General features: G+C 44.8%; 21 protein-coding genes and 1 tRNA gene. 14 read left to right on the top strand and 8 right to left on the bottom strand.

Annotated elements, in window-relative coordinates; genetic code table 11:
* The first annotated feature begins 297 nt into the window (after positions 1-297).
* The 3 genes from B0E43_RS13555 (at position 298) to fumC (ending at position 2,837) form a co-directional block, all read left to right on the top strand.
* Positions 298-678, top strand: coding sequence for a RidA family protein (locus B0E43_RS13555; protein ID WP_077350595.1), 381 nt, complete (start codon positions 298-300; stop codon positions 676-678).
* A gap of 6 nt (positions 679-684) precedes the next feature.
* Positions 685-1,176: a hypothetical protein gene (locus B0E43_RS13550; RefSeq protein WP_077350593.1), complete on the top strand. Its 492-nt coding sequence runs from the start codon at positions 685-687 to the stop codon at positions 1,174-1,176.
* Positions 1,177-1,436: 260 nt separating this feature from the next.
* Positions 1,437-2,837: a class II fumarate hydratase gene (gene fumC, locus B0E43_RS13545; RefSeq protein WP_077350591.1), complete on the top strand. Its 1,401-nt coding sequence runs from the start codon at positions 1,437-1,439 to the stop codon at positions 2,835-2,837.
* Between the two features lie 73 nt (positions 2,838-2,910).
* On the opposite strand, the gene B0E43_RS13540 is transcribed toward fumC, so the two are convergent.
* Positions 2,911-3,579, bottom strand: coding sequence for a hypothetical protein (locus B0E43_RS13540; protein ID WP_077350589.1), 669 nt, complete (start codon positions 3,577-3,579; stop codon positions 2,911-2,913).
* Between the two features lie 98 nt (positions 3,580-3,677).
* A complete protein-coding gene (locus B0E43_RS13535) occupies positions 3,678-5,600 on the bottom strand; it encodes a glycoside hydrolase family 127 protein (RefSeq protein ID WP_077350587.1) in 1,923 nt (640 codons plus the stop codon).
* A gap of 118 nt (positions 5,601-5,718) precedes the next feature.
* Here B0E43_RS13535 and B0E43_RS13530 point away from each other — a divergent pair, with 118 nt between their 5' ends.
* The 4 genes from B0E43_RS13530 to B0E43_RS22980 all read left to right on the top strand — a co-directional run bounded on the left by B0E43_RS13530 (position 5,719) and on the right by B0E43_RS22980 (position 9,110).
* The gene (locus B0E43_RS13530) at positions 5,719-6,552 is read left to right on the top strand and encodes an SGNH/GDSL hydrolase family protein (protein ID WP_077350585.1); all 834 of its coding nucleotides are present in this window, start codon (positions 5,719-5,721) and stop codon (positions 6,550-6,552) included.
* A gap of 932 nt (positions 6,553-7,484) precedes the next feature.
* Positions 7,485-7,814, top strand: a complete 330-nt coding sequence (locus tag B0E43_RS13520; protein WP_077350581.1) for a hypothetical protein — start codon at positions 7,485-7,487, stop codon at positions 7,812-7,814.
* Complete coding sequence (locus tag B0E43_RS13515) at positions 7,811-8,827, top strand: ATP-binding protein (protein WP_077350579.1); 1,017 nt, start codon at positions 7,811-7,813, stop codon at positions 8,825-8,827. Before B0E43_RS13520 ends, B0E43_RS13515 begins: the two co-directional genes overlap by 4 nt.
* 127 nt (positions 8,828-8,954) lie before the next feature.
* Positions 8,955-9,110: a hypothetical protein gene (locus B0E43_RS22980; protein ID WP_168171952.1), complete on the top strand. Its 156-nt coding sequence runs from the start codon at positions 8,955-8,957 to the stop codon at positions 9,108-9,110.
* Between the two features lie 110 nt (positions 9,111-9,220).
* On the opposite strand, the gene B0E43_RS13510 is transcribed toward B0E43_RS22980, so the two are convergent.
* Positions 9,221-9,292: transfer RNA gene (locus tag B0E43_RS13510), tRNA-Arg, on the bottom strand.
* Between the two features lie 244 nt (positions 9,293-9,536).
* Between B0E43_RS13510 and B0E43_RS13505 the strand changes: the two genes are divergently transcribed.
* The 6 genes from B0E43_RS13505 (at position 9,537) to B0E43_RS13480 (ending at position 13,058) form a co-directional block, all read left to right on the top strand.
* Positions 9,537-10,106 (top strand): 30S ribosomal protein S16, encoded by a 570-nt coding sequence (locus B0E43_RS13505; RefSeq protein ID WP_077350578.1) that lies wholly within the window; start codon positions 9,537-9,539, stop codon positions 10,104-10,106.
* Between the two features lie 13 nt (positions 10,107-10,119).
* Positions 10,120-10,650: a ribosome maturation factor RimM gene (rimM, locus tag B0E43_RS13500; RefSeq protein ID WP_077350576.1), complete on the top strand. Its 531-nt coding sequence runs from the start codon at positions 10,120-10,122 to the stop codon at positions 10,648-10,650.
* 3 nt (positions 10,651-10,653) lie between these two features.
* Positions 10,654-11,343 carry a tRNA (guanosine(37)-N1)-methyltransferase TrmD gene (gene trmD, locus B0E43_RS13495; protein WP_077350574.1) on the top strand — a complete coding sequence of 230 codons (690 nt, stop codon included), beginning with the start codon at positions 10,654-10,656 and terminating at the stop codon, positions 11,341-11,343.
* A 76-nt stretch (positions 11,344-11,419) separates the two neighbouring features.
* Positions 11,420-11,785 (top strand): 50S ribosomal protein L19, encoded by a 366-nt coding sequence (gene rplS, locus B0E43_RS13490; RefSeq protein WP_077350604.1) that lies wholly within the window; start codon positions 11,420-11,422, stop codon positions 11,783-11,785.
* Between the two features lie 85 nt (positions 11,786-11,870).
* Complete coding sequence (locus tag B0E43_RS13485) at positions 11,871-12,155, top strand: hypothetical protein (protein WP_077350572.1); 285 nt, start codon at positions 11,871-11,873, stop codon at positions 12,153-12,155.
* 96 nt (positions 12,156-12,251) lie between these two features.
* Complete coding sequence (locus tag B0E43_RS13480) at positions 12,252-13,058, top strand: ThuA domain-containing protein (protein ID WP_139352768.1); 807 nt, start codon at positions 12,252-12,254, stop codon at positions 13,056-13,058.
* A gap of 169 nt (positions 13,059-13,227) precedes the next feature.
* Here B0E43_RS13480 and B0E43_RS13475 read toward each other — a convergent pair whose 3' ends face one another.
* The 5 genes from B0E43_RS13475 to B0E43_RS13455 all read right to left on the bottom strand — a co-directional run bounded on the left by B0E43_RS13475 (position 13,228) and on the right by B0E43_RS13455 (position 22,222).
* On the bottom strand, positions 13,228-14,937 hold the full coding sequence (locus B0E43_RS13475; RefSeq protein WP_077350568.1) for a GMC oxidoreductase: 1,710 nt from the start codon (positions 14,935-14,937) through the stop codon (positions 13,228-13,230).
* The gene (locus B0E43_RS13470; protein WP_077350566.1) at positions 14,930-15,502 is read right to left on the bottom strand and encodes a gluconate 2-dehydrogenase subunit 3 family protein; all 573 of its coding nucleotides are present in this window, start codon (positions 15,500-15,502) and stop codon (positions 14,930-14,932) included. The genes B0E43_RS13475 and B0E43_RS13470 overlap by 8 nt, the downstream gene beginning before the upstream one ends.
* Positions 15,503-15,599: 97 nt before the next feature.
* On the bottom strand, positions 15,600-17,654 hold the full coding sequence (locus tag B0E43_RS13465; protein ID WP_077350564.1) for an alpha-L-fucosidase: 2,055 nt from the start codon (positions 17,652-17,654) through the stop codon (positions 15,600-15,602).
* Between the two features lie 215 nt (positions 17,655-17,869).
* Complete coding sequence (locus B0E43_RS13460) at positions 17,870-19,054, bottom strand: VCBS repeat-containing protein (RefSeq protein ID WP_077350562.1); 1,185 nt, start codon at positions 19,052-19,054, stop codon at positions 17,870-17,872.
* 60 nt (positions 19,055-19,114) lie between these two features.
* The gene (locus B0E43_RS13455) at positions 19,115-22,222 is read right to left on the bottom strand and encodes a PVC-type heme-binding CxxCH protein (protein WP_077350560.1); all 3,108 of its coding nucleotides are present in this window, start codon (positions 22,220-22,222) and stop codon (positions 19,115-19,117) included.
* A 232-nt stretch (positions 22,223-22,454) separates the two neighbouring features.
* Between B0E43_RS13455 and B0E43_RS13450 the strand changes: the two genes are divergently transcribed.
* Positions 22,455-24,692 carry a TonB-dependent receptor domain-containing protein gene (locus B0E43_RS13450; protein WP_077350558.1) on the top strand — a complete coding sequence of 746 codons (2,238 nt, stop codon included), beginning with the start codon at positions 22,455-22,457 and terminating at the stop codon, positions 24,690-24,692.
* Positions 24,693-24,803 lie beyond the last annotated feature (111 nt).

Below are 24,803 nucleotides of genomic sequence, written 5' to 3'. Positions count from 1 at the left end.
AAAAAAGAAATATGTTCTCAAGCTTGCAGCAGAAATGAATATGGAAGTATACCAGACAAAATAAACATTCGATAATTGAATAAAATCAAAATAAATATTATCTCGTCATTGGTAGCGGAGTCGAAGCCGTTATCTGTAGGAGCAGGCAGTAAGCAGAATTTAGTAATTCATTCCAGAATGCATATCGCCAAAATCATGGACTGATAACTAATTAACCATTAACCATTAACCATTAACTATTAACCATTAACCATTAACCATTAACCATTAACCATTAACCATTAACGTTTATTTTCCATGTCAAACCAAATCATTTTCACTCCCGAAGCTCCTGCGCCTATTGGACCCTATTCCCAGGCAGTTTTGGCAGGAAATACCCTATACCTTTCTGGACAAATTGCCCTGGATCCGGAAACAGGTGAGTTGATTAATGAAAACATTACCGAGGAGACTCATGCGGTAATGAAAAACATGGAAGCTGTACTGAGGGTAGCAGGTTTTTCGTTTTCGGATGTGGTGAAGTGCACGATTTTTATCCGTGACATGGGGCAGTTTGGTACGATCAACGAAGCCTATGGCCAGTATTTCAAATCAAACCCTCCTGCTCGGGAAACAGTTGAAGTAAGCAAGCTTCCCAAAAATGTGAATGTGGAAATTTCCTGTATAGCCGTGAAATAATAGATTTTGAAACTCCTGCCCTTCCATAGCGAAACACTTGTAAGTGCCCTCACCAAAGAGGAGGTGTTGGGGCATTTGATCCGTGTAACCCGGGAGGTCAATTTTTTGGATGTAAGAACTCAGCAGGATCCAAAAGTCAGGTTTAATGGGATGATAGGTCAGGAAGGATTCAGAATTTCCCGTGCTATCACAAGGGGTGATTCCTTTCTCCCCTTAATAACCGGGGAAGTAGAATCGACGCCAAGGGGATCCATCATCTTTATCAGGTATAAGCTTTTTCCGACCACCTTTTTTTTTCTGGCATTTTGGAGCGTCATTTTGCTGGCCTTTGCCGGATTTTATTTTGCACCCCTTCGAAATATTGAATACGGAATTATCTGTCTGGCATTGGCAATACTGAATTATGCCATGGGAATCTTCTTTTTCCAAAGACAGGTCAAAGCTTCCAGAGAAGTTTTTCATGAACTGATCAATTTTGAGATGAAGGGGAAGGAGTGACCAGTTCCCAGTAGGCAGTCCCAGTAAAAATAGTCGACCGTCCAAAGACCACGGTCGACTGCCGACCGAGAGCAGAGCTGAATTCGGAAGCCAAAACGGTAACTTGGGAATTCAATCGAATGAAGTTTCTTTATGCCTGCCGTGGACTGTCGACCGTTAGCCGTTGACCAAAGTCCCACAACTATCATCCCACTTCTTAGGCTAAAAGGCCATCAGACATTAACTTTGCGCCCGAAAATCAAACACCTATCCCAAATACCATGTCAATCCGAATCGAAAAAGACACCATGGGGCCTGTAGAGGTTCCTGCTGACAAATACTGGGGAGCCCAGACCCAACGCTCCATCAACAATTTCAAAATCGGCGGTGAAAAAAGCCGCATGCCGATTGAGATAATCCGAGCATTTGCGATTTTGAAAAAAGCTGCTGCCTTGACCAATGCTGAATTGGGTGTTTTGGATCAGGATAAAGCTGAGATCATTGGTACGGTCTGCGACGAAATTCTGGCAGGCCAACATGATGATCAATTTCCGCTAGTCATCTGGCAGACCGGATCAGGTACCCAGTCCAATATGAACTCAAACGAAGTGATCGCCTATCGGGCTCACGTGATTTTGGGAGGTTCTTTGGAGGATGCCAAAAAGAAAATCCATCCTAATGACGATGTAAACAAGTCCCAGTCCTCCAACGACACTTACCCAACGGCAATGCATATCGCGGCCTATAAGATGGTGGTGGAAACGACAATTCCCGGAGTTCAAAAACTGAGAGATACACTAGCTGCCAAAGCGGAGGCTTTCAAAAATGTGGTGAAAATCGGCCGAACCCACTTCATGGATGCCACTCCACTTACTTTGGGCCAAGAATTCAGCGGGTACGTAGCCCAGTTGGATCATGGCTTGAGAGCTTTGAAAAATACCCTTTCTCACCTTTCTGAACTGGCTTTGGGCGGTACAGCAGTGGGAACTGGTATGAATACTCCACAAGGCTACTCTGAATTAGTGGCAAAAAAGATTGCGGAGCTATCCGGTCATCCTTTTGTGACTGCACCCAATAAATTTGAAGCCTTGGCTGCCCACGACGGGATGGTGGAAACTCACGGGGCATTGAAACAATTGGCCGTGGCATTGATGAAAATCGCAAACGATATCCGTATGCTTTCCTCCGGTCCAAGATCCGGAATCGGTGAAATCCTGATCCCTGAAAACGAGCCTGGGTCCTCCATCATGCCAGGCAAAGTAAACCCAACTCAAGTGGAAGCCATTACTATGGTTGCAGCTCAAGTTATGGGAAATGATGTGGCGATTTCAATTGGTGGATCACTTGGTCATTTCGAATTGAATGTTTTCAAGCCATTGATTGCAGCCAATTTCCTTCAATCTGCGAGATTGATTGGCGATGCCTGTGTGTCTTTCAATGACAACTGCGCGATCGGAATCGAGCCAAATTCAGCCATGATTCAGCGTCACTTGGAAAATTCATTGATGCTCGTAACAGCATTGAATCCCTATATCGGTTACGAAAATGCTGCTGCAATAGCGAAAAAAGCCCATAAGGAAGGATCAAGCCTCAGAGAAGCGGCGATTGCCTTGAATCTGCTGACTTCGGAGCAATTCGACGAGTGGGTGAAACCGGAGGATATGATAGGAAGCCTTAAGTGATTTTCCAGAAAACAAAACAAAAACGGCTGCCAGAATCGCTCTGGCAGCCGTTTTTTGTATAAATAAGATCAGTTTAGGTTCCCGATTTCTTGATGAATTCCTTGGTTTTTATCGCATACCCCACCGAAATGTACATCATTGTACTCTTGGTAGGATTGTAATCCAATCCAGCCACATTCACTTTTTGATTTCCTGTTTCCAAGAAGTCAGTGAGGTAATATTTAAACCGGATGTAGTTTCCCATTTTGGATTTAACCTCAACAAAAAGAGAAGGCAAATAGATTTTGGTCCGGTCACTGAACCAGATGTTGGTTTTGGACTTTTCGTCATTGACATAGGTTTTTTGCTTGTAGTTGACGGCAAATTCGTTGTCCAAGCCGAAGGCTGCCATATTTCCATTCATGTCTCCGAATTTGACTGCGACCGGAATCCCAACTGTGTAGACTCGTTGTTTGACCCGCACTGAATCATTCAAATCCGTGATGATACCGACGTTTCGAACTGCCAAACCGGTATAAAATCCGGATTTTTCGCTAAAGTCTTTGTGCAGCTGAACTCCAAGGTTGATAAATGGAGTGAAGCGGGCGACATTGTTCGTTTCCAATCCTGTCGCCTCCACGCTTCCCCATGAGAGGATTGTTTCAGAGGCGGAGACCGAGTACCAGTTGTTGGTTGTGGTTTCTTGGGCCAAAAGACTGAACCCAGAGCACATAAAAAAGAGAGAGAGTAGTAGTTTTTTCATTCAGATATTGAGTTAAAATCGTGGTAAAAATTTTCAAGTAGTAAATATCTTATATTTTTTTGAACCGATTCAATAAGGAAGCTCGCAAAAATTCGACTTTATTTTTGACTTACCGGAAACCAAACCTGCATTTCGTTTGGCCCTCGATTGGCCCAAGTGTAATATGGAATCGCAGTAAGAGTCTTTGCCTCTGAGTTGTCAAGCCCTGAAGCTTTAAATGTGATAGCCTTAACCTTTTCATCCAAAACCTGAAAATCTTTTACCCGAAACTCCGGATTTTCGGAAAGTGAAAAATTCAGGGCCTTCCCCCTATTATCTGCACCTTCGACACAATACACCAATGGGCCTCGCTGGATTGCTGCTCTGTTCTGATTTGCCAAGACCTCAGGTCTTGACTGAATTTCACGAACTTCCATAGGAAAGTTGAGAGAGATTTTGTCTCCTTTTTTCCAATTTCTATTCAGGACCAAATAGCCGTTTTTAACTGTCCCGTTTACATTTTCCCCATTTATAGCAACTGAATAAGCTGGCATTTTTTCATTAATGAAAGAGTAGAGTTCTCCAGGAACAGGATCGCCGGTGATCCATCCGGGTATTCTTAGGTTGACTTCGAATTGTGTAGGCTTTTCGGGATTTAATTCAACCGATATATCTCCGTCCCAAGGGTAATTGGTTTTCATTTCTACTGGTATCCGGGTGCCGGAAATTTCAAATTCCGTTTGATTTCCGATGAAAAGATTGACCCAAATACCCGTTTCATTTTTGGCATAAATGTAATCTCCGACAGAAGCCACCAATCGGGAAATATTGGACGGGCAACAGGCAGTGCCAAACCATTCCTTTCTGTTATGTTGACCATTAGAAGCTAATGGATTTCCATAAAAAAATCGGTCTCCGGTAAGACTGAGGCCATCTAAGGCAGCATTGTAAAGACTTCGTTCGAGTACATCGATGTATTGGGATTGTCCTTCCAGCAGGTTCATCCGCTGATTCCAAAAGACCATTCCGACCGAGGCGCAGGTTTCGCTGTAGGCATTTTCGTTGGGCAAATCATAGTCCACTGAAAAACCCTCATTGCTTCCGGAGGAGCCGATCCCGCCGGTGATGTACATATTTCGAAAGACCACATCTTCCCAAACCGTCTTCATGGCGTTCATGTAGCCGGGATCATTTTTGGCTGCCGCAACATCTGCGGCTCCAGTGTATAAATACATCGCACGAACGGCATGTCCGGTGATTTCTTTCTGCTCCTTGACAGGAACCCCGTCCTGTGCATAGTTAGGTCCCCATTCCGGTTTGTCCCAAATAGCCCCTTTGCCATATCCTCTGCCTCTTTGGTCCAAAAACCAATCAGCCAATTCCAGGTATTTTTGCTCGCCGGTTACCTTGTAAAGCTTGACCAAGGCAAGTTCGATTTCCTCATGCCCGCTGACCCAGGACTTATTGGGAATCCTAAACTGGGTATCAATGTGGTCGGCCATTCGGATGGCTACATCCAAAAGTTTTCTTTTTCCGGTAGCCTGATAGTAGGCTACCCCGGCTTCCATCAAATGCCCTGCACAATAATCCTCGTGTTTTTCCATATCCTGCCAGCGTTTTTCCAAGCCAGTCAGGGAGTAAAAAGTATTGATGTAGCCGTCCGGTTCCTGAGCTGCGGCGATTTTGTCGATCCACTCATCCGCTTTCTGTTCCAAAGCCGGATCAGGAATATTCTGTAAAGAATAGGCAATTGCCTCCAAAGCCTTGTAGACATCGCTGTCATCGTAGTAGATTCCTTCGTGGGCTTCACCCTGTTTTTTGGCTACTTTTTCAAAATTCCGAATCCGTCCAGTTTTTTCCTCGGTCTGGTAAATTGATGCAGGAAGGGCTGATTTCGCGACTTTTTCAAGTTTGGGTTTCCAAAAGGAGTCCGTGATCTTAATTTCAGAAAAGGGGTGTGGCTGAAGCTGCACGGGATTTTCCTGGGCAAAAGCTGGGAGAACTGAGCTAAGGAAAAACAGGTGAAAAATCGATTTCTTCATGGACTTTTGGGTTTTATTAAAAGTAGGGAATTCAACTCTTTTCGGCCTAAAACAAATTGAAAAAGGCTTATTTTAGACACATTGCCTATTCCTAAAATTGAATTCACCTTTAAATCGAATGAAAAAAACAGCCCTCCTCCTTATTTGCCTCGTATTTTCCTTTGGGTTTAGTCCCAAACCTTTGACTTGGGTGGCGATTGGAGACTCAATAACCTACCTCAATGATCATCCGGATGAAACCGGAAACCGGATAAGCAAAGGCTATTTGACCCTGGTGGAAGAAAAATATCCTGAAATCGAAGTGGTCAATAAAGGATTCAATGGCTGGACAGCCGTCAAAATTGCCACGGAATTTGACAAGCTGGAAATCCCAAGGGCGGATATGTACAGTGTTTTTCTCGGGACCAATGACTGGTGGGGAGGAAAGCCGCTGGGCACAATGGAAGATTATCAAAAAGACACCGGTCCTGAAACTGTGTTTGGCGCCTTTAGAGTAATCATCAACAATTTGCGCAGCCTAAGTCCAGAAGCCAAAATCATCTTGATCACTCCCATGCAGCGGGTGGATTTTGTGTATATCAACAATTATAAAAACAGTGCATTTGGCTCTTATAGGGAAAAAAATGGACAGGAATTAGAGTCTTTTGCTGAAGCCATTGTCGCAATTGCCAAGGCGGAAAATTTCCCCGTTGTGGATTTGTACCATAAAGGAGGAATGGAACATGCCGACTTGGTGAAATTCAAACGACTTAGAGATCCAAAAACAGGGGAATACCGGAATTTCAAGTATCCGGATTTTATCGACATTCCCTTTGATCCCGAAAAAGACGAATATCCTTATCCGGAAAAATCCATTGCTGTGACTTATGATGGACTTCATCCTTCGGATAAAGGGTACAGAATGATTGCAGAGGAGCTTTATCCGATTTTTAAGGAATTTTTGACGGAGTAAGTGGACTAAATAAAACTTGAATACTGTCCCCCTTTTTCCTTGTTGCATAGTCCCAGGAATGGTCACACGCTAAACAATGGACTTTGATCTTACTACTTCCATGAGTTCCCGCCACTGAACTCTTTTTTTCGGTGTGAATATTTGATCAGAAGAAACACTGGTTCATTGAAATAACTTCAAAGCCAATTGAGGTCCTCAAGCAAGCCGAGGGGACTTCGAGAGGATTGATCTGATTCTGTTTGGGATGGGGATTATTGGCAGAGCAATGGGCAGTATGCCGGTTGGGTAGCCACATAGTCCAAAACCATTATTCATTACTGCGAGTAGGGAAATATGAGAAGCAGTGGTCTCAAAGGGACGTTAATCTTGTAGACCAAATCTCTGGGACTGCAAGGAGGAGAAATGGAAGCGAAACTTCACCGGTAATCACTACACCATGATCGAGCGGCACAACAAAAAATCAACCGGCCAGCCCTATCACATCTATGTGATCGACCTGAAAAAAAAGAAGCGCGGTAAGTACATCACCTCTTACGTGCAAGGAAAAAATAAATGTCTCGAAATCCTTAATAACTAAAGAATTTTACGTTACATTTGTTTGTGCTCAAAAGGAGCTTTAAGACACCATGAGTTGGGCATTTCCGACGATTCTTGTTTCAATGAGTTTACTGATCTTTTTACAAAAAATTAAAGCTTGGAAATTTATGAAAACATTAACGTCTCTTAAGAAAACATCAATCTGTGAAATTGTAGGCCTTTTTGGATCCGCAGCTTCAATTCTAGGCCTGGCAGCAGTATCTGGCCGAAACGCTACTCTAGAAAACAAAGGATTTATGGCAATGCACGCTCGGTAGGTAAAACCTGCTAGGCCTCCAATCAAAGCCCCTGAGGAATTTCTCAGGGGTTTTTTTATTTTTAAGAAAAAGATAAAAATGACAAATCTCCAAGAACTTATTAATCAGGAAATAAGGCTAAAACCACATTTAAGGCCCAATGATTACTCATTTATTGGACCGGAGGACACTGGGCTTCTAAATGGGTTCATTCAAAATGTAAATTTTTTTGCCCCTTCAAATATTTTCTCAACAACATATAAAGAAGCATTAACTAACCAAGATGCAATCTTAATGGCACTTGCTCAATTTCAAGAAAATACTCCATTACGCATTTATGTGGTTCTTGGAAAAATGGAGGAAAGAGGAGTGTTAATACATTCTACGATCCAAGAGTATTGCGACAGGTTCAAAATCGATTTCGAATGAATTTCTGCCAAAACTATTTTCAGAAAGATTTGGATCAAATCACTGCTGATGACCTTATCCAATTTTTCAATTCCACTCAAAAAGAAACTCAATTCCTGGAATTCAAAAGTTCTGGGGATACTAATGTTGAGCAAGTTTTTAATAAGAACTTAAAACCGGCAATCTGCTCATTTCTAAACTCCGAGGGTGGGATTTTAATATACGGTGCACCCAGAGAAGATCGGAAAAACCCTGGCAATCCAGAGAACTTCAAGCTAAAGCCTTACCCCAAAGAATTCCTTGGAGATCATGACTCGATTATTCGAAAGATTTCTGACGGAATCACACCAATGCCAATTGGGATCCGATTGAAAGAAGTCGAATTCACCGAAGGATTTGTTGCAGTTTTCGAAATCCAAAAAAGTGTTTCAAAACCTCATCAAACCGAAAACATTTATCAAATCAGGATTGATGGACAAAAAAAACCAGCTCCCCACTACCTGATTGAGGCTATGATGAAACAGATAACGTATCCGGATATGAGAGGATATATCAAAGTTCATTCAAGTCAATATAAAGCTGATGGGACTACCTTGGAAATCATTTTTTCTGTCCTTTTAGTGAATTTCTCAGAATATCAAAATGAAAAAAATATCAGGTTCGCCCTCCAAATAGATGGCCCAATGGACCTAGTGCCTGGAAGTTCAAAGGATAAAATTTCTGCAAAAAAAACCAAGTTTTTTAAATTCGAAAACGCTGTCCCGAGAACTCCGGTCAGACAGGAGTTTCGAATCGAAGGTAATTTTGGTATGATATCAAAAAATAAAGAAATAAAACTCACTATACTTTTTCACGGCGAATCTTGTCCTCCAAAAGTGACGGTTTACCAGTTCGACATTGAAAGCAGAAACCATAGAGGGTATCTAGCGGAGGGTAAAGCAAAAAGAGTCTTAGACAATATACCTTTAGCCGATTACCAAAAATTAAAAGGGTTTTCCTGTATTAACGAATCAATCTCTGATTTAGTCGATTAATTGGGTCTGTCCTCCCCCCTCCCACTCACATCTTACTGCTCAATTCGCTGAAAGATGGCCACCTCCCTCGTCACTCCCCTCCATACCATTCACCCAGTCTTGGATCCGCTGACCGCCTCCCTGGCTGATGCGGCCGCTCCGGCTTCCGGCAGGGAAGGAGAAATCCGTGGAAGTGCAGATCGAGATCGAAGACGTCCTCAACCCCTACGACTACACCACAGACATTGCCAAGACTGTCATCCACAAAAAGCTTCCTGATGGACAATTGGGGCAATGTGGATGAAGCCAACCGAATTGCTTTCACCAAACAACCCAGGACAATCTAAATAAGTCCCCCAAGTAGTCCCCCAAAAATAAAAAACCCTAAATACTTCACGTATAAAGGGTTTTTTGTAGCCTAGCTAGGAATCGAACCTAGATCTAGCGTTTAGGAAACGCTTGTTCTATCCGTTGAACTACAGGGCCAGATAGGATTCCAAAACAGTAGTGGGTATTTGGAACAGTTGGATTTGCAATTGGGACTGGATTCAATACTTCCAAACATTGGTTTCGTAGGAGCAGAATGCAAACCGAGTCGCAAGTTAAAGGAATTCTCAAATTACAGGCAAATATTCCGAAGTCAACTTGTGGCTTTCCAATGATTTATCCTATCTTTGCACTCCAAATTTAGGATGGACGGGTTCCATCCAATCACTTAATCTAAAAAATTATGTCTGTAAAAATCAGATTAGCACGTCGAGGCAGAAAGAAACAAGCCATCTATGACGTCGTTGTAGCTGATGCAAGAGCTCCACGTGATGGACGCTTCATCGAGAAAATCGGAACTTACAATCCGAACACAAACCCCGCTTCCATCAACATCAACAATGAGCGCGCTCTTACCTGGTTGTTGAATGGAGCTCAGCCAACTGATACCGTGAAAGCAATGCTTTCTTACAGAGGAATCATGCTGAAAAAACACCTTCAGATCGGTGTGTTGAAAGGAGCTATCTCTCAAGATCAGGCAGACTCTAAGTTTACTGCTTGGTTGGAAGAGAAAGATGCCAAAATCACTTCGAAATCCGACAAACTGGCTACTGCAAAAGCTGACGTTCGTGCTAAGGCACTTGCTGCTGAAACTGCTAAAAACCAGGCTCGTTTGGATGCTAAGAAGGCAAAAGAAGATGAGCAAAAAGCATTGCTAGCTGCTGCTGAAGCTGCTAACAACCCTGCTCCTGTAGCTGAAGCTTCTATTGAAGAAGCTGCTACTGAAGCTCCTGCAGAAGGCGGAGAAGCTTAATAGATTTCATTCCATGAACAAGGATCAGTGCTTTCAAATAGGCCGTATAGCCAAAGTTCATGGACTTCGTGGTGAAGTAAATGTGGTGCTTGATGTAGATTATCCTGAGGATTACGAAGGATTAGAGCACCTGTTCATCGAACAAAAAGGCCGTTTGGTTCCCTTCTTTCTGGAGCACTTTGTGATCCAGCCAGGAAATAGAGCCTTGGCTAAGTTTGAAGAACTGGACACGATCGAACTGGTGGAAAGTCTCGTCGGAGCGGAAGCTTACCTTCCTCTTACCGAACTTCCCAAGCTTGAAGATGACCAATACTATTTCCATGAACTGATCGGATTCGAAGTCGAAGATGAGACTTTGGGACTGATCGGGCCAATACAGATCATCTACGATCTGGAAACACAGGATCTCCTAGGGGTGATCCACCAAGGAAAAGAAGTGCTGATTCCAATCCAGGACGGCATTATTACCAAGGTGGACAAGGCAGCAAAAAAAGTTTTCTGCCAGCTACCCGAAGGTTTACTTGACATTTATCTGGAAGACTGAGCCATGCATATTGACATCATCACTGTGGTGCCGGGATTGCTGGAAGGGCCTTTTTCACATTCGATTCTGAAAAGAGCAGAAGATAAGGGACTCGCCAGCGTCAAATTGCATAACCTGCGGGATTATGCTACCGGCCGACAAAGTCAGGTTGATGATTATGCATTTGGCGGTGGAGCCGGGATGGTCATGATGATCGAGCCAATAGCCCGATGCATCGAGGCACTACAGAAGGAGCGGACGTATGATGAAATCATCTACATGACGCCCGATGGAGAAACCTTCGACCAGCCAATGGCCAACTCACTTTCACTCCAAAAAAATCTTCTGATCCTTTGTGGTCATTACAAGGGAGTGGATCAGCGTGTGAGGGATAAGTTTATCACCAAGGAAATCAGCATTGGAGATTTCGTCCTTTCGGGAGGAGAATTGGCAGCAGCTGTAGTGGCTGATGCGATTATTCGCCTGATTCCGGGAGTCCTCAATGATGAGACTTCGGCATTGACAGATTCTTTCCAGGATGGTCTTTTGGCACCGCCCGTTTATACCCGGCCCGCAGAATATGAAGGAATGGGAGTACCGGAAGTGTTGCTTTCAGGCCATGAAGCCAAGATAAGCGAATGGAGATTTGAAGCATCGGTTCGCCGAACCAAAGAAAAAAGGCCTGATTTGCTCAAGGGCACAGGTTGGGAATAGGCGAGACAAATTGTTAAAAAAGTAATTCATTTAAACCGCTGCGGCGGTGAACTGCGAAAGCATAAAATATAGAGCTATGAGCGATCTAATGAAAATTGTAGAAGCGGAATACAGCGAGGCGAGAGCCAAATTCCCTTCTTTCAAAGCCGGTGATACCATCAACGTACACGTACGTATCAAAGAAGGTAGCAAGGAGCGTATCCAGCAGTTCCAGGGAACTGTAATCCAGCGAAGAAACCCTAATACAAACGGTGAGACATTCACTGTACGTAAAGTGTCCAACGGTGTAGGCGTGGAGCGTATCTTCCCTATCATCTCCCCATCTATCGAGCAAATCGATGTGTTGAGAGAAGGTAAAGTAAGAAGAGCTCGACTGTTCTACCTAAGAGGACGTCAGGGTAAAGCTGCACGTATCAAGGAAAAAATCAGACCAAGACACTAAGACTTGTCAGATTGATACCAAAAAAGGAACTCAGAAATGGGTTCCTTTTTTGGTTTATTGTTAAATTGAAGAAAATCTGACACTTATGAATTCCTCGATTTCATTTAACGATCCGGGAGCAATGCTCGGAAAAACCATTCTGAGAATAGGGCAAGTTCTTTTGGCTATTTTGGCGGTTGCCAGTGCCAGCATGGCCTATTTGGCCTTTTCAGAGATGTTTTCGGGTTGGGATATTGATTTGGATTCTGACTTGGTGTGGCTGTTTCCAAATGTGGACTCAGGAGAATGGATCAGCTATTTTTTCATTGGGTTGACTCTAAAATTTCTGATTTGGCTGGCAGTTTTGGTTTGGCTTGACCGGAAAATCTAAAAAGTTATTTTCCCAGAACAAGTTCAGTCTTCTAAGGAACCCATTTCAAGGTTCCTTTTTTAATGGCTAATTTCAGAATCCTATCTTCCTCGAGCCTTGAAAAAATTCCTATCCGTTCTGGTTTTCCTTTTCTTCAGTTTTTTTGGGAAGGCCCAAGAAAGGCCCCAAGTCATCGTATTCTACACCGCCAAAAGTGACCAAGCCCATATTTCCTTTGTTCAGGAAGCTTTGCCCTGGTTAGAAGAGAAAGGCAGAAAGTATGGATTTGGGGTAAAGTCCACCTCTGATTGGGATGAGTTGAATTCAGAAAACTTGAGTAAATATCAGCTGGTGATATTTCTTGACACCCGCCCTGAAAAGGAGACGCAGCGCAATGCTTTTGAGCGGTATATGGAAGACGGCGGGGCATGGATGGGCTTTCATTTTTCGGCTTTTGCACTAACTCCTTCTGATTTTCCGCAGGATTGGGACTGGTATCATGACCATTTCCTGGGATCGGGACAATATGTAAGCAATACCTGGAGACCGACATCAGCAATCCTCAAACTGGAACAAAGAGATCATCCGACAGCCAAAGGCTTGTCGGATACGATCAAATCTTCGCCAAGTGAATGGTATCGCTGGCAACATGACCTTCTGGAAAATCCCTCCGTTGAGATCCTGGCATCCATCGATCCTTCCAGTTTTCCGCTGGGAACAGGCCCAAAAGCCCACGAAATTTGGCATGAGGGATATTATCCGGTGGTTTGGACCAATAGGAACTATAGGATGATCTATTTCAACATGGGGCACAATGACATCGATTATGAAGGCGGTACAAATAAGACGCTTTCCTTTACTTTTGGAAACGAAGAGCAGGATCAACTGATCTTGAACGCGATCCTTTGGCTTCTAAGAAATTGATCCTACTTTCGAAAAAACCCGTCAAAGTCTGGCATTTTCCTTATTTTTTCTTTTCCGAAGCGAGTAGGTTCTATCTGTAGCACAGAAGATTACTTCAACTTACAATGACTTCTAAAAAAAAGCCCAAACCTTTCGATTTGGGCCATTCAAATTTCCTAATTCTAATTCCTCATTTTTTACTTTCCGCCACCGCATGGTGTGCCGCTCTCGCAGCAAAAGCCATATAGGTCAGGGATGGGTTTTGGGTGGATGTAGAGGTCATGGAAGCTCCATCAGTGACGTACACATTGGGCACGGCATGCAGCTGATGGTTTGCATTGAGCATCGAGGTCTTTGGATCTCTGCCCATGCGTACACCGCCCATTTCGTGAATATCCAGTCCGGGAGCACGGTGATCATCCCTGGTTTGAATATTTACAAACCCAGCCTTGGTAAACATCTCGCTCATCTGCTCGATGTAGTCTTTAACCATTTTCTCATCGTTGTCATCGTAATCCACGCTGATCTTGAGCTGGGGGATTCCCCATTCGTCTTTCAGACTAGGATCTAGGGCGACGTAATTGCTTTCTTTCGGGATAGTCTCGCCCATCATGTGTGACCCCACGCTCCACAGCCCGTATTGATCCGGATTGAGAAGGTTGTTTTTCAATTCCAAGCCAATGCCATCAGAATTGCTTCGGGCTCCCCTATTGGCGGAGAATCCCGCTGCATAGCCCCGAAGAAAGTCTGTCTCCTGTTTATACACATTTCGGAACCTCGGAAAATACCCGCTGGTCGGACGTCCACCGGAAGTCGTGTATTCGGAATGCCCTTCATATTGGGCGGAGACACCTGCCCGATAATTGTGGAACGCCACGTATTTACCCAGCAATCCACTGTCGTTACCCAGACCATTTGGGAAACGGGTGGAGGTGGAATTCAGCAATACCAGATTGGAGTTGATTGCAGCTGCATTTAGGAAAATAACATCTGCGTAAAATTCTTCTGTTTCTTTGGTCAGCCGGTCTACAATTCTCACTCCTTTAGCTTTGCCTTTTTCTTCATCATAGATGATCGAATGCACGACTGCATCGGGCCGTATCGTCAGATTTCCGGTTTTCAACGCCCAGGGAATCGTGGATGAATTGGAGCTGAAATATCCTCCAAAAGGACAACCTCGCTGGCAAAGATTTCTGTTTTGGCAGAGAGTTCGGCCTTGAGCCGCATAATATTCCGCATTTCCATGAATGTGTGCACATCGGGCAGAGATCATGTGGCGATCTCCTCCGTATTGCTTCTTGAGTTGCTCCGCAAAATATTTCTCGACCACATTCAGCTCATACCCGGGCAAAAACTCCCCATCAGGGAGCGTGTCTATTCCGTCTTTGAATCCCGATACTCCGGCGAACTTTTCGACATGACTGTACCATTTTTCGATATCCTTGTACCGGATCGGCCAGTCCACGGCAAAGCCGTCCCGAGCAGGTCCTTCAAAGTCAAAATCTGACCAGCGCTGCACTTGCCTGGCCCAAAGCAATGATTTTCCTCCTACCTGGTAGCCACGGATCCAGTCAAAGGGCTTTTCTTGGACATAGGGATGTTCGGTGTCTTTGACAAAAAAGTGCATGGCATCCTCACGGAAAGCATAGCATCGGCTGATGACAGGATTTTCCTCCTGGATTTTCTGTGGAATTTGGCCTCTGTGCTCAAATTCGTAAGGAAGCATCGTGGTGGTCGGATAGTCCTTGCCATGCTCCACATTGCGACCCCGCTCGATCATGAGGGTTTTTACGCCTAAGTCGCAGAGTTCTTTGGCAGCCCAGCTTCCGCTGATTCCCGATCCGATGACAATGGCTTGATAGGTACGCTCCTGTTTACTTCTGATATTCAAATTAGCCATTGATGCGCGGTTTTTGAAGGTCGGAGATCAGGACTGCGCCATTGTATTCGCCAGGAATGAGAGAGTATGGAATGATTTCAGTTTGGATGTATTCTGAAGCCATATAGCCTTGAATGGTAAATCGTTTTGTGGAATTAAGGAAGTAAGAAATGTTGGCTCTTTCCTTTCCTTCTGGTGTTTCATCGCCTTCCAGCTTGGTTCCGTTGAGGATCAATTCTTCCTTTTCTTTGACAGAAAGTGCATCGAATTTTTTGCCTGCTATTTTCAGTGAGTATGTTGGAAAAGCCGCTAAGCCAGCAGTAAACTTGTCCTGATTTTCTTTGGTAAAACAGTCATTGACCATGACCAGGATAAAGTCCGGGACTTCTAGGTTTAGTGCTCCCTTGATTTCTCCTGCCGGAATAATGGTGTCCGAAATTACTCCCAGGAGGGCCTTTTGGGAAGCGGTCACCTTGAGGTTTTCATACGCGGCGAGGATATCATCGCTGCTGAAATCACAAGAGGGAATCAAGACGAGTCCTCCGGAGATCAGTGCGAGGTGCCGCAGTGCGATCCGTCTGTTCATATAGATTTGTTAATTGGGTGTAAAGCAATTGAGATCAGAAAGTAGGGAAAATTACCTGAAATCCACAGCCAAAAGTATAAAAGGCGGCAATTCCCCTTTATTTGGTCAAGACTCCAAATTCGCCGAAAGTAGCCGGATTTCCGTCCGCCGTTCTCAATGCTTTCAGTTTGATGAATTTCGCGGGAACCTGATCAAATCGGATAAGCTGCTCGATCGGGCTGTTTTGAATGTTTGAAAACTCACCCTTTGCTGCTTCTTTCCAGCTTTTTCCGTCCTGACTTAATTGGATGGAATATGCTGCGATGTATCCGCTGGGATACCTTGCCTGCATTGGCAGATAGGTAAACCCTTTTATGGGGACTTCTCTACCAAGATCCAAGACCAGTTCATTATTTTGAGAGGTCCAATAGGTCTGAGTTTTTTCATCTACCGCCCTTACAACATTTGAATCGGCAGAAACTGCCTTCCAGTTTCCTTTGGCCAAATCAAAATCCACGCGGGCTGGTTCAGAGCTTTTGCCGGAAATGGGATCGACGGCAATAGCCTGCACAGTGGTAGCTTCCAAAACTTCCAGCTCCCCTTTGAAGGGGTTTTCTCCTGATTTTGGAGCATTTCCATCTGTAGTAAAGTAGATTTTCTGGCTTTTCTCAGCAGCGGTGATGGTCACTTTTCCAGCTGGGGTTCGGATGATTTTGGGAGGAAAAAGCAATGCCGGAGCGGAGTACACCCCGATTTCGGAAATCACAGGAATTCCTTTTCCATCCAGAAAATTGATTCTGATTTTTTGAGCTTGGGTATCGGGGAATCTCAGGATTCGTTTATAACCGATGGTCGTCCCATTGGCTACCTTTTTCCAAGTACCGTTTACTTCTTTTTCCAAGGAAAAAGCCTTGACCCGCTGACCCAGATTGACAAATTCCTGGAGCAAAAGGCGGTTGAAAGAAACCTCTTTCCCAAAATCCAATTCAACTGAAGCCTGAATTTCACCGTCAGGAGTTGACCAATAGGTATTGAAATCCCCGTCCAAAAGGTTTTCTGCTTCGTAGCCAAATCCCCGCTCGGAAGTTGATTCTGCTGAAGCTTCCTTTGCAAGATTCACAGCAAAGTCTTCCTTGATTTTGGCAGCTAGTTGAAGGATAGCCTCCTCGTCTTTTTCATGGATCAAGCCCCGGCGATCAACAGGGAAATTGATCAGCAAAGAACTGTTTTGACCAATGCTTTTGTAATAAATCTCCATGAGATCCGGCAAAGTCCTGACTTTGTGATCCTCATAGGCATGATAATACCATCCCGGACGGATACTCACATCTGACTCCGCAGGAACCCAATGTGTACCATTTTCCTGACCGGTTGCCCATTTTTCAGAAAATTCAGGCATTCCGGCATAGACCGAATCGCGCATTAGATTAGACCAGGTGGTCTCGTAGGCAAAGCCGTGTTCATTGCCCACCCAGCGTACATCCGGTCCGGCATCGCTGAAAAGCATCGCTTTTGGCTGCAGTTTTCGGACCAAATCGATGGTCGTAGGCCAGTCGTAATAGGTAAATTTATCGACTTTTCGCTCCTCGTTTGCACCGCCGTACCAGCCGGTACCGCCATTGGCTCCATCAAACCAGATTTCATAGATTTCTCCGTAATTGGTCAGCAATTCGGTCAGCTGGTTGCGCATGTAGGTGACGTATTCCGGCTTGCCATAGTCAGGATGATTTCTGTCCCAAGGAGAATAATAGATTCCGACCTTCAGTCCTTCTGCTCGGCATGCATCTGCAAATTCCTTGATCAAATCGCCTTTTCCGTCGCGCCATGGGCTGTTTTTTACAGAATGCTCCGTATAGGCGGAAGGCCAAAGTACAAAACCATCATGGTGTTTGGCGGTAATGATCAGGCCTTTCATTCCGGCTTCTTTGGCTACTCGGGCCCATTGCTTGGCATCCAGTTCGGTGGGATTAAACTGCTCAGGTTTTTCGTCTCCGAATCCCCATTCTCTGTCCGAAAAAGTATTCATGTTGAAGTGGACAAAACCGTAATACTGCAATTCCTGCCAAGCAATCTGCCGCTCATTCGGTACTGGCAAAATTGGTGCAGGAGGCGCTGCTTTTTCCTGACAATAACTAAGGCCAAGTGCCAAAAACGGCCAAATGTACTTTTTCATAATGGGTAAATTTCGGGTTGATACTACCTATTTTATGCGATTAAATAAAGAAAAAAATACAGGAAGTCCTGACCCGTTTTTATAAATAATAAAAAAATAGCCGCCAATTAACATCTGCTCAGACTATAGTTTTTAGTCCGTAGGTCATTCGAAATTCCTTACGTTAGTTGCCTCTAAGCTCCTTCAAACGGCCAATTTTCCAATTTTAAAATCTTTCAATTTTCTAATTGAGAAAAAACAAAAATCCCTTTCTTATTGGCGATCACTACATCGGTAAGTCCATCCCCATTGATATCCTCAGCGACTACATTGAGACCCACGCCAGAATCATCATCGATCTGATGCGCCAGCCACTTCGGCTCTTTGCCAGGCACAAATTCAAACCAATAAAGGTAGGCAGGCTCTAAAGCTCCGGTCCCCTGGCGCATGTGGGCATAGTACCGCTTGCCGGTCACGAAATCCTTTTTCCCGTCACCGTTGATATCCTCAAAAGCAATAGCATGGGTTTCGGACATTTCTTCGGTCAGCGTATGTCGGATGAATTTCTGATCGGAACCGTCTCCTTCATTTTCGTGCCACCAGATTCCCCGCTCATGGGCAGAAGCAGTGAAAACATCAAGATTTCCGTCATTATTAAAGTCAAATGAATACATGTGAGAACTGGGATCACCTAAGTTGGAAGGGTGCCATTTCCAATCTGGACGGGTTGGGTCACCGGGATTTTCCCACCAGCCCTCTCTGAAAATCACATCATTTTTCCCATCACCGTTGATGTCCGAATAGCCCAACCCGTGGGAAAAATTTTCCGATCCGGGGGTGCCGGGTTGACTGACGGTGTACTTTTTCCAAATCAAATCACCTGGCACTGTCGGAGATTTTAGCCAGATCATCTGTTTGTTTGCCACATCGCCACAAAGAATGTCCTTTCGCCCATCTCCATCGATATCCACAAAATTGGGAGACTCATTCCCCACTGTTTCATGAATCAGGTGTTCCTTCCAATGTTCGTCTTTTCCCTGAGGGTTTTCATGCCAATAGACGGCTTTTCCCGGGAAATCCACCCGAATGAAATCCACCCAGCCATCTTGGTTGACATCCAGGGAAAAGTTGAGCATCGAATTGCTCCATTCCTTTTCCGCTACATAGAGTTTGGGCGTATAGATTTCATGTCTTTCCCAATTTGGGGCCTCAAACCAAAAAGGTCCAGCCAACACATCCATCGAGCCGTCATTATTCACATCTCCCACAGCAACTCCCTCAGAAACGAATTCTGAAAAGAGGACTGTTTTTTTGAAAGGAATATCTCCGCTGACATCACGGTCTTTCATCAGTTGAGCCTGGCAGGAAATTATACTTGCCAGCGTGACGACCAGAGTTAAAGAAGGGAAGTAGCTTTTCATGTCTTGTTTCGGTTTTAGGTCATGTTATGAATTGGGTTTTTCCGGATTTTTTTGACAGGATTATTTCTGGGTCAGCAAAAATCCGATCAGCGCATCAAAATCCTCTTCGGAAATAGATTCACCAAAATTGTCCGGCATCAACGTGTATTGGGATACCTTCTTTTCCTTGATATCATTTTTGCTCACGGTAAATTCTTGACCGGCATTGTTTGCATAAACTTCCAGTTCTCCTTCATTTCTTCGGAACAGGCCGCTTAGCACTTTGCCGTCATTTAGAGTTAGAGTATAGGTTTTGAAGGCTTGGGAAATATTGCGGTTGGGATCCAGCATTTTTTCAGCCAATGCCCGTCTTCCCCAGTTGCCGATTCCATCCAATTGAGGCCCGATGATTCCTCCCTCGCCATTGATTTGATGACAAACACTACATGTATTCATAAAAACCGCTTTGCCCAACTCCACATCAGGTTTTGGATCAAACCTTGCCATTCTGGTTTCGATGAGTTTTTGCCGTTCTTCCAGCATAGATTCCAGCCCGGAGGTTAGGGCGTCATATTCCTTTCGTTGTGCCGGGGTTAAATTGGAAAGTAGCTGTTCATTGTACCTTCTGTCCATTAAGGTTCTCGGTGGAATAGATCCATCTTTTGCCGCTTTGATCAAATTGGCTCGCCCTTCAGCTGATTTGACAAAAACAGAAGCAATTGCTGCCTGCAGGCCGTTGGGAGCATCTTTCAGAGATTTGTTCAAAAGTGAAACAACTCCGGAATATGAGGAGTTGCCGATCGTTCGGGCAAGTTCCTCCCGAAAAGCTGGTTCTTCATCGCTATCGTTCAACTTACTTTCCACAAGAGCCACATTTTTACTGGGACTGAGATCCAGCAAGGCCTTTCCGGCCATGGCTCTTGCCCGGTTTTTTGCCCATTTGGTATTCAGCAGATTTTGAAGCCCGCTCTCATAAGCACTCACCTTATTTTCACTCGCAATAGTTGCAGCAAACACCTGTTGTCTGGAGATTTCCTCGTAAAACTCATATTCCTCGTCCGCATGTGCAGAGGGCTGATCGGCAATTGGCTGGGGTTTGTTTTCCAGATTTTTCAGGAAATCTCCCGCAAAACTCACAGCCCAATCGGTCATTTGCTTTTTATTTCCTGCACCGCCCCGCTGTCCGATACCGGTTTGAATCGTGTTGTGCAAGGTGTATTGGGCTGGAGCATCATCTTTGAATTTTTCCTTGGTGAAATCAATCACCTGTGCCAATTGGGCTTCAGGAATGAATCTTCCCACATGCTCTAAGTAAACAACTGTCCGATCACGGGGGGAATCGAACTTTTTCAAATTGGCATAGAGGAATTCTGAGGCAAGGGGTGACGGAACATCTGTCATGGCGTCCATAAGCACTTTTGTTTCCGGTTCTGTCCAGGTTTGGCCAACCGCAGCATTCAGGATTTCAGGTTCTCTGAGATGATTTCGGAGAGCGATCATCAGCGTGTATTTCAGGTGCGTGTCAGTCGTCGGCACAGCTTGGGCCACGGTGGCAATGGGTTTGATGTTGTCCGAATGCGGATGTCTTACCAGCACATCTGCTGCCGCTCGCTGGGTGTGGGGATCGGTGTGCTGGATTCCTTCCAAAGCTAAAGCCCGCTGATTTTGGTCCAGGGATTCATATTCCGCTAAAATCCGGTAGGCATGCACTCTCACTTCCTGATCATTGCTTTTTGCAGCCTGGGCAAGTTCTTCCTGGCTCAGTGCATTCAGCCTTTTCAAAGCCCAAAGTGCATGTACTTTTTGTTCTGAGGTTGTCTTGTTGTCTTTTACAAGATTTTTCAAGGGTGCTGCAGCCTCAGATCCTGTGAAGTCCACAATTCGGTTGGAAGCCATCATGCGTTGGCTGTAAGTGCTGCTGCCCAAGCCTTTCAGAAGTTCATCTATTGTGGCCTTTGACCAATCAATCTTTTTGTCAGTTTCTCCTTTGTAGGTAATTCTCCAGATTCGACCGCTTTTTCGGTCACGTCCCGGATGGTCGAGCGACACTTCGTAATGCCCGATGATCCGGTTATAGAAATCCGCGATGTACAAAGCTCCATCTGGTCCGATCTTGATATCCACCGGTCTAAACCAAGGATCTTCGCTCACCAAAAAGTCCTTTTCGAGTTTAGCTTTCGGAGTAGAACCTTCATAGGAAACAGTATTTCTGCTCACCCGTGAGGCGACCACATCGCCAGAGTAAAAGCTATTTCTGTATTCTTCGGGAAAAGCAGGGCCATTGTAATACGCAAGGCCTGAAAGTGCTGTGGAGCCAATTTGGTAGTCCATCATCTGAGGCCCAAAACCCAAACCCGGAGCTTTTTTCCCAAAGTGTGGATAGTCCCCCTGACTGATCGTCTGATAAATTGGCATGGAATGACAGTCGGCGGAATAGAGATAGCCCAGATCATCCACCGCAAATCCAAATGGGTTGACACGACCATAGGTGGTCTGCTCTACTCGGCTTCCGTCGATTCTAAACCGGAACGTATTTCCCGAAGTCATGTGGATAGAGTCTTTGTCCGCGCCGGATACATTTGAGGTATTTCGGAAACCATGGGAGGAATAAATCCATCCATCCAGTCCCCGCATGAAGTTGTTGATCATTCCATGGGTATCCTCGTGACCAAACGGACCTAAAAGAACACGCTTTTCATCGTATCTGTCGTCTCCGTTTTTGTCTTCGAAAAAGTAAATGTTCGGAATACTGTAAGCGACTGCGCCACCTTTGACCGGCATGATTCCGATTGGGATATTCAGATCGCTTGCAAAATCCGTGAATTTGTCAGCCTTGCCATCGCCGTCAGTATCTTCCAAAATGGTGATTTTGTCAACGCCTGACCCTGTGGAGGCTTCATAGGGATATTCGATAGAGTGTGTTACCCAGAGCCTGCCCCTGTCGTCAAACTCCATGTTGATCGGTTTGGTGATATCCGGCTCAGAAGCGTAGAGGTTGATTTCGAATCCCGGAGGTAAGTGGAAACCGGCCATTTCCTGTTCGGGAGTTTGGAAATCAGTAGTCCGGATATGGTCTTTGAAAAGCTCGGGATTGACAAAGGCATCGGGGTCGTATTCGCCTGCAACTTGATCTTTTTTGCAGGAAAATAACAGAACTGCTCCCAGTAAAACAGGAATGAAATGTTTCATAAAAGTCAGGCTAGGTGATTTGGGTTTAATTAAAACTTCTGCGAAAACTCAAACTTTCAAAAGAAAATTTCACAGAAATTATCTTTTTTAAATGAATTCTCAAAACTGATCCAGCTTTAGGGAAGGACTCAGAATGAGGTGAACCGGAAAAATATTCACTTTGGCAGACCAAAAAGAAACCATTGGGCAATTTTCAGGCTTTTGTCTGCAAGTTTCCTCTTAATTTTCCTGTATGAAAAAGATTCTCATCCTGATATTCCTGTTAATCAGTTCAGGGCTTCAAGCCCAAATCCAACTTAAAATCACTGATCAGGTTTCAGGTAATCCAATTGAAGGTGTCAGGGTAAAAGCCGGAAGTGAAAAAATCCAGCGTACCAATTCTTCCGGAATTATTGCTTTTCCAGGAAGCACAGAAATGAATTTCAACTTTGCCCTTGAAGGTTATGAAAGTCAGGAAATAACTTTTGGACCGGGTGAGCACGAAGTTCAATTGGTGCCCACTGTTTTGAATCTGGCGACAGTTACTGTTTCAGCCTTTGAAAGCGAAAGACCGCTTTTGGAGCAATCAGCAGCTATTGCCGTGGTCAGCGAGCGTGATTTCAACCGCTTCAATGAAACTTCTCCTGTCAATGCCTTCAATCAAAAAGCCGGGGTAAGAATTGAGGAAAGAGCTCCTGCCAGTTACCGGGTTTCGATCCGCGGAAGTTCTTTGCGGTCTCCTTTTGGGGTGAGAAATGTCAAAGTGTATTGGAATGAAGTTCCTTTCACTGCACCGGACGGCACCACTGCTTTGAATCTCTTGGATCTTGCAAACATCAAAACTTCCCAGGTCGTCAAGGGTCCTTCAGGAAGTATTTATGGAGCAGGAAACGGTGGGGCAATTTCACTTTTCAGCCAGCCGAGTTTGGTTGGGAACAGAGTTTCCACCGAGTATTTGGCAGGAGATTTTGGATTGAGCCGATTCAGGTTGGGTCTTTCTCAGCAAGTCGGAGAGGGTGGAGTGGAGGCTTCTTTCGTCAGTCAAAAATCGGATGGTTATCGGGATCACTCGGCTGTGGATCGACAGGTTTTTCAGTTGGGAGGCTTTTTCCCGGTTTCGGAAAAGCAGGAAATCCGGACTCAATTGCTGGTTTCTGACCTCGACTACCAGATTCCAGGCGCGTTGAATGCCGATCAAGTCGCTGCCGATCCCACTCAGGCCCGACCGGGTTCGGTGGCTCAAAATAGCTCGATCTCCCAGCAGGCGCTCTTGCTTTCTTTGGGTCATTTGTACCGCTTTTCTGATAAAACCAGCAACAACACGACGCTTTACCTCAACACCAATGACTTCGAAAATCCCTTTATTTTGGATTACAAAAAGGAATTGGGTTTTGGATATGGCCTGAGAACCAAGTTTACCCATGACGGGGAATTGGCAGGAAAGGCCCTCAGGCTGATCGCAGGAGGGGAATACCAAAACGGCTTAACAGACGCCCAGAATTTCGGCAATCGCGCAGGAATAGCTGATACCGTCCGGTTTTCCGACAAACTCAGAGCTTACCAGGGCTTCTTTTTTCAGCAAGCAGAATGGAACCTGAGCACCAAAATGCTCGTAACCCTTGGCCTAAGTGAAAATTTCTCCGGCTATGAAATCGATCGGCAAATCGATGCGACTGGTGGACCCACCGGAGTTCAATCCCGAAAGTTTGATCCGATAGTCGTTCCCCGAGTAGCTTTGAATTACAGGATGAATTCCTTCAGTTCGGTGTACGGATCGATCAGCAGCGGATTTTCTCCTCCGACTATTGACGAAGTCCGAACCAATGAGGGGAGCTTAAATCTTGATTTGGAGGCGGAAAAAGGAGTCAATTACGAGCTGGGGTATCGGCTTGGCAGGGAGAAACTGAATGTGGATTTGACAGTATATTATCTCAAATTGGATGAGACGATTACCACATACACCAACGAAAATGGGGTTGTCCTTTTCCGAAATGCCGGAGCGACTGACCAAAAAGGTATCGAAGCATCGGTGGATTATGCTATTTTGAGAAATTCAGCTGGATTTTTCAAAGACCTCTTGATTGGGACGGCCTATACCGGACAGTTTTTCAAGTTTGAGGATTATGCAAAACAGGACAATGATTTCTCCGGAAACGACTTAACCGGAGTACCTCCACACAACCTGGTCAGTCGATTGGATTTGAGAACGTCCATCGGATTCTATCTCAATTTTACTCATCAGTTTACCGATGAAATCCCGCTCAATGATGCCAATACCGTGTATCAGGAGTCCTACAATCTGGTCAATACCCGAGTTGGATTTGTCCGGAATTTAGGAAACTGGGATTTGGAGCTTTTTGCCGGAGTGGATAACCTACTGGATGAAAGTTATTCAATGGGCAATGACCTGAATGCTTTTGGAGGCAGATATTATCAGCCCGCTCCTACAAGGAATTGGTATGGGGGAATCAAATTGGGTTTGAATTATTAGAAATTAGACACAAGATTCAAGACATACGATCCAAGAAATCCATAACAGAATTGGAAGTAGGTTTTGCAAAAAATCTAAACCTATTTTAAATATCTTCCCGACCATTTTACC

Source organism: Algoriphagus sp. A40 (assembly GCF_002002735.1).
Classification (GTDB): domain Bacteria; phylum Bacteroidota; class Bacteroidia; order Cytophagales; family Cyclobacteriaceae; genus Algoriphagus.
Note: the sequence above shows the minus strand (reverse complement) of the source record. Positions and strands in the feature narration are given on the sequence as shown.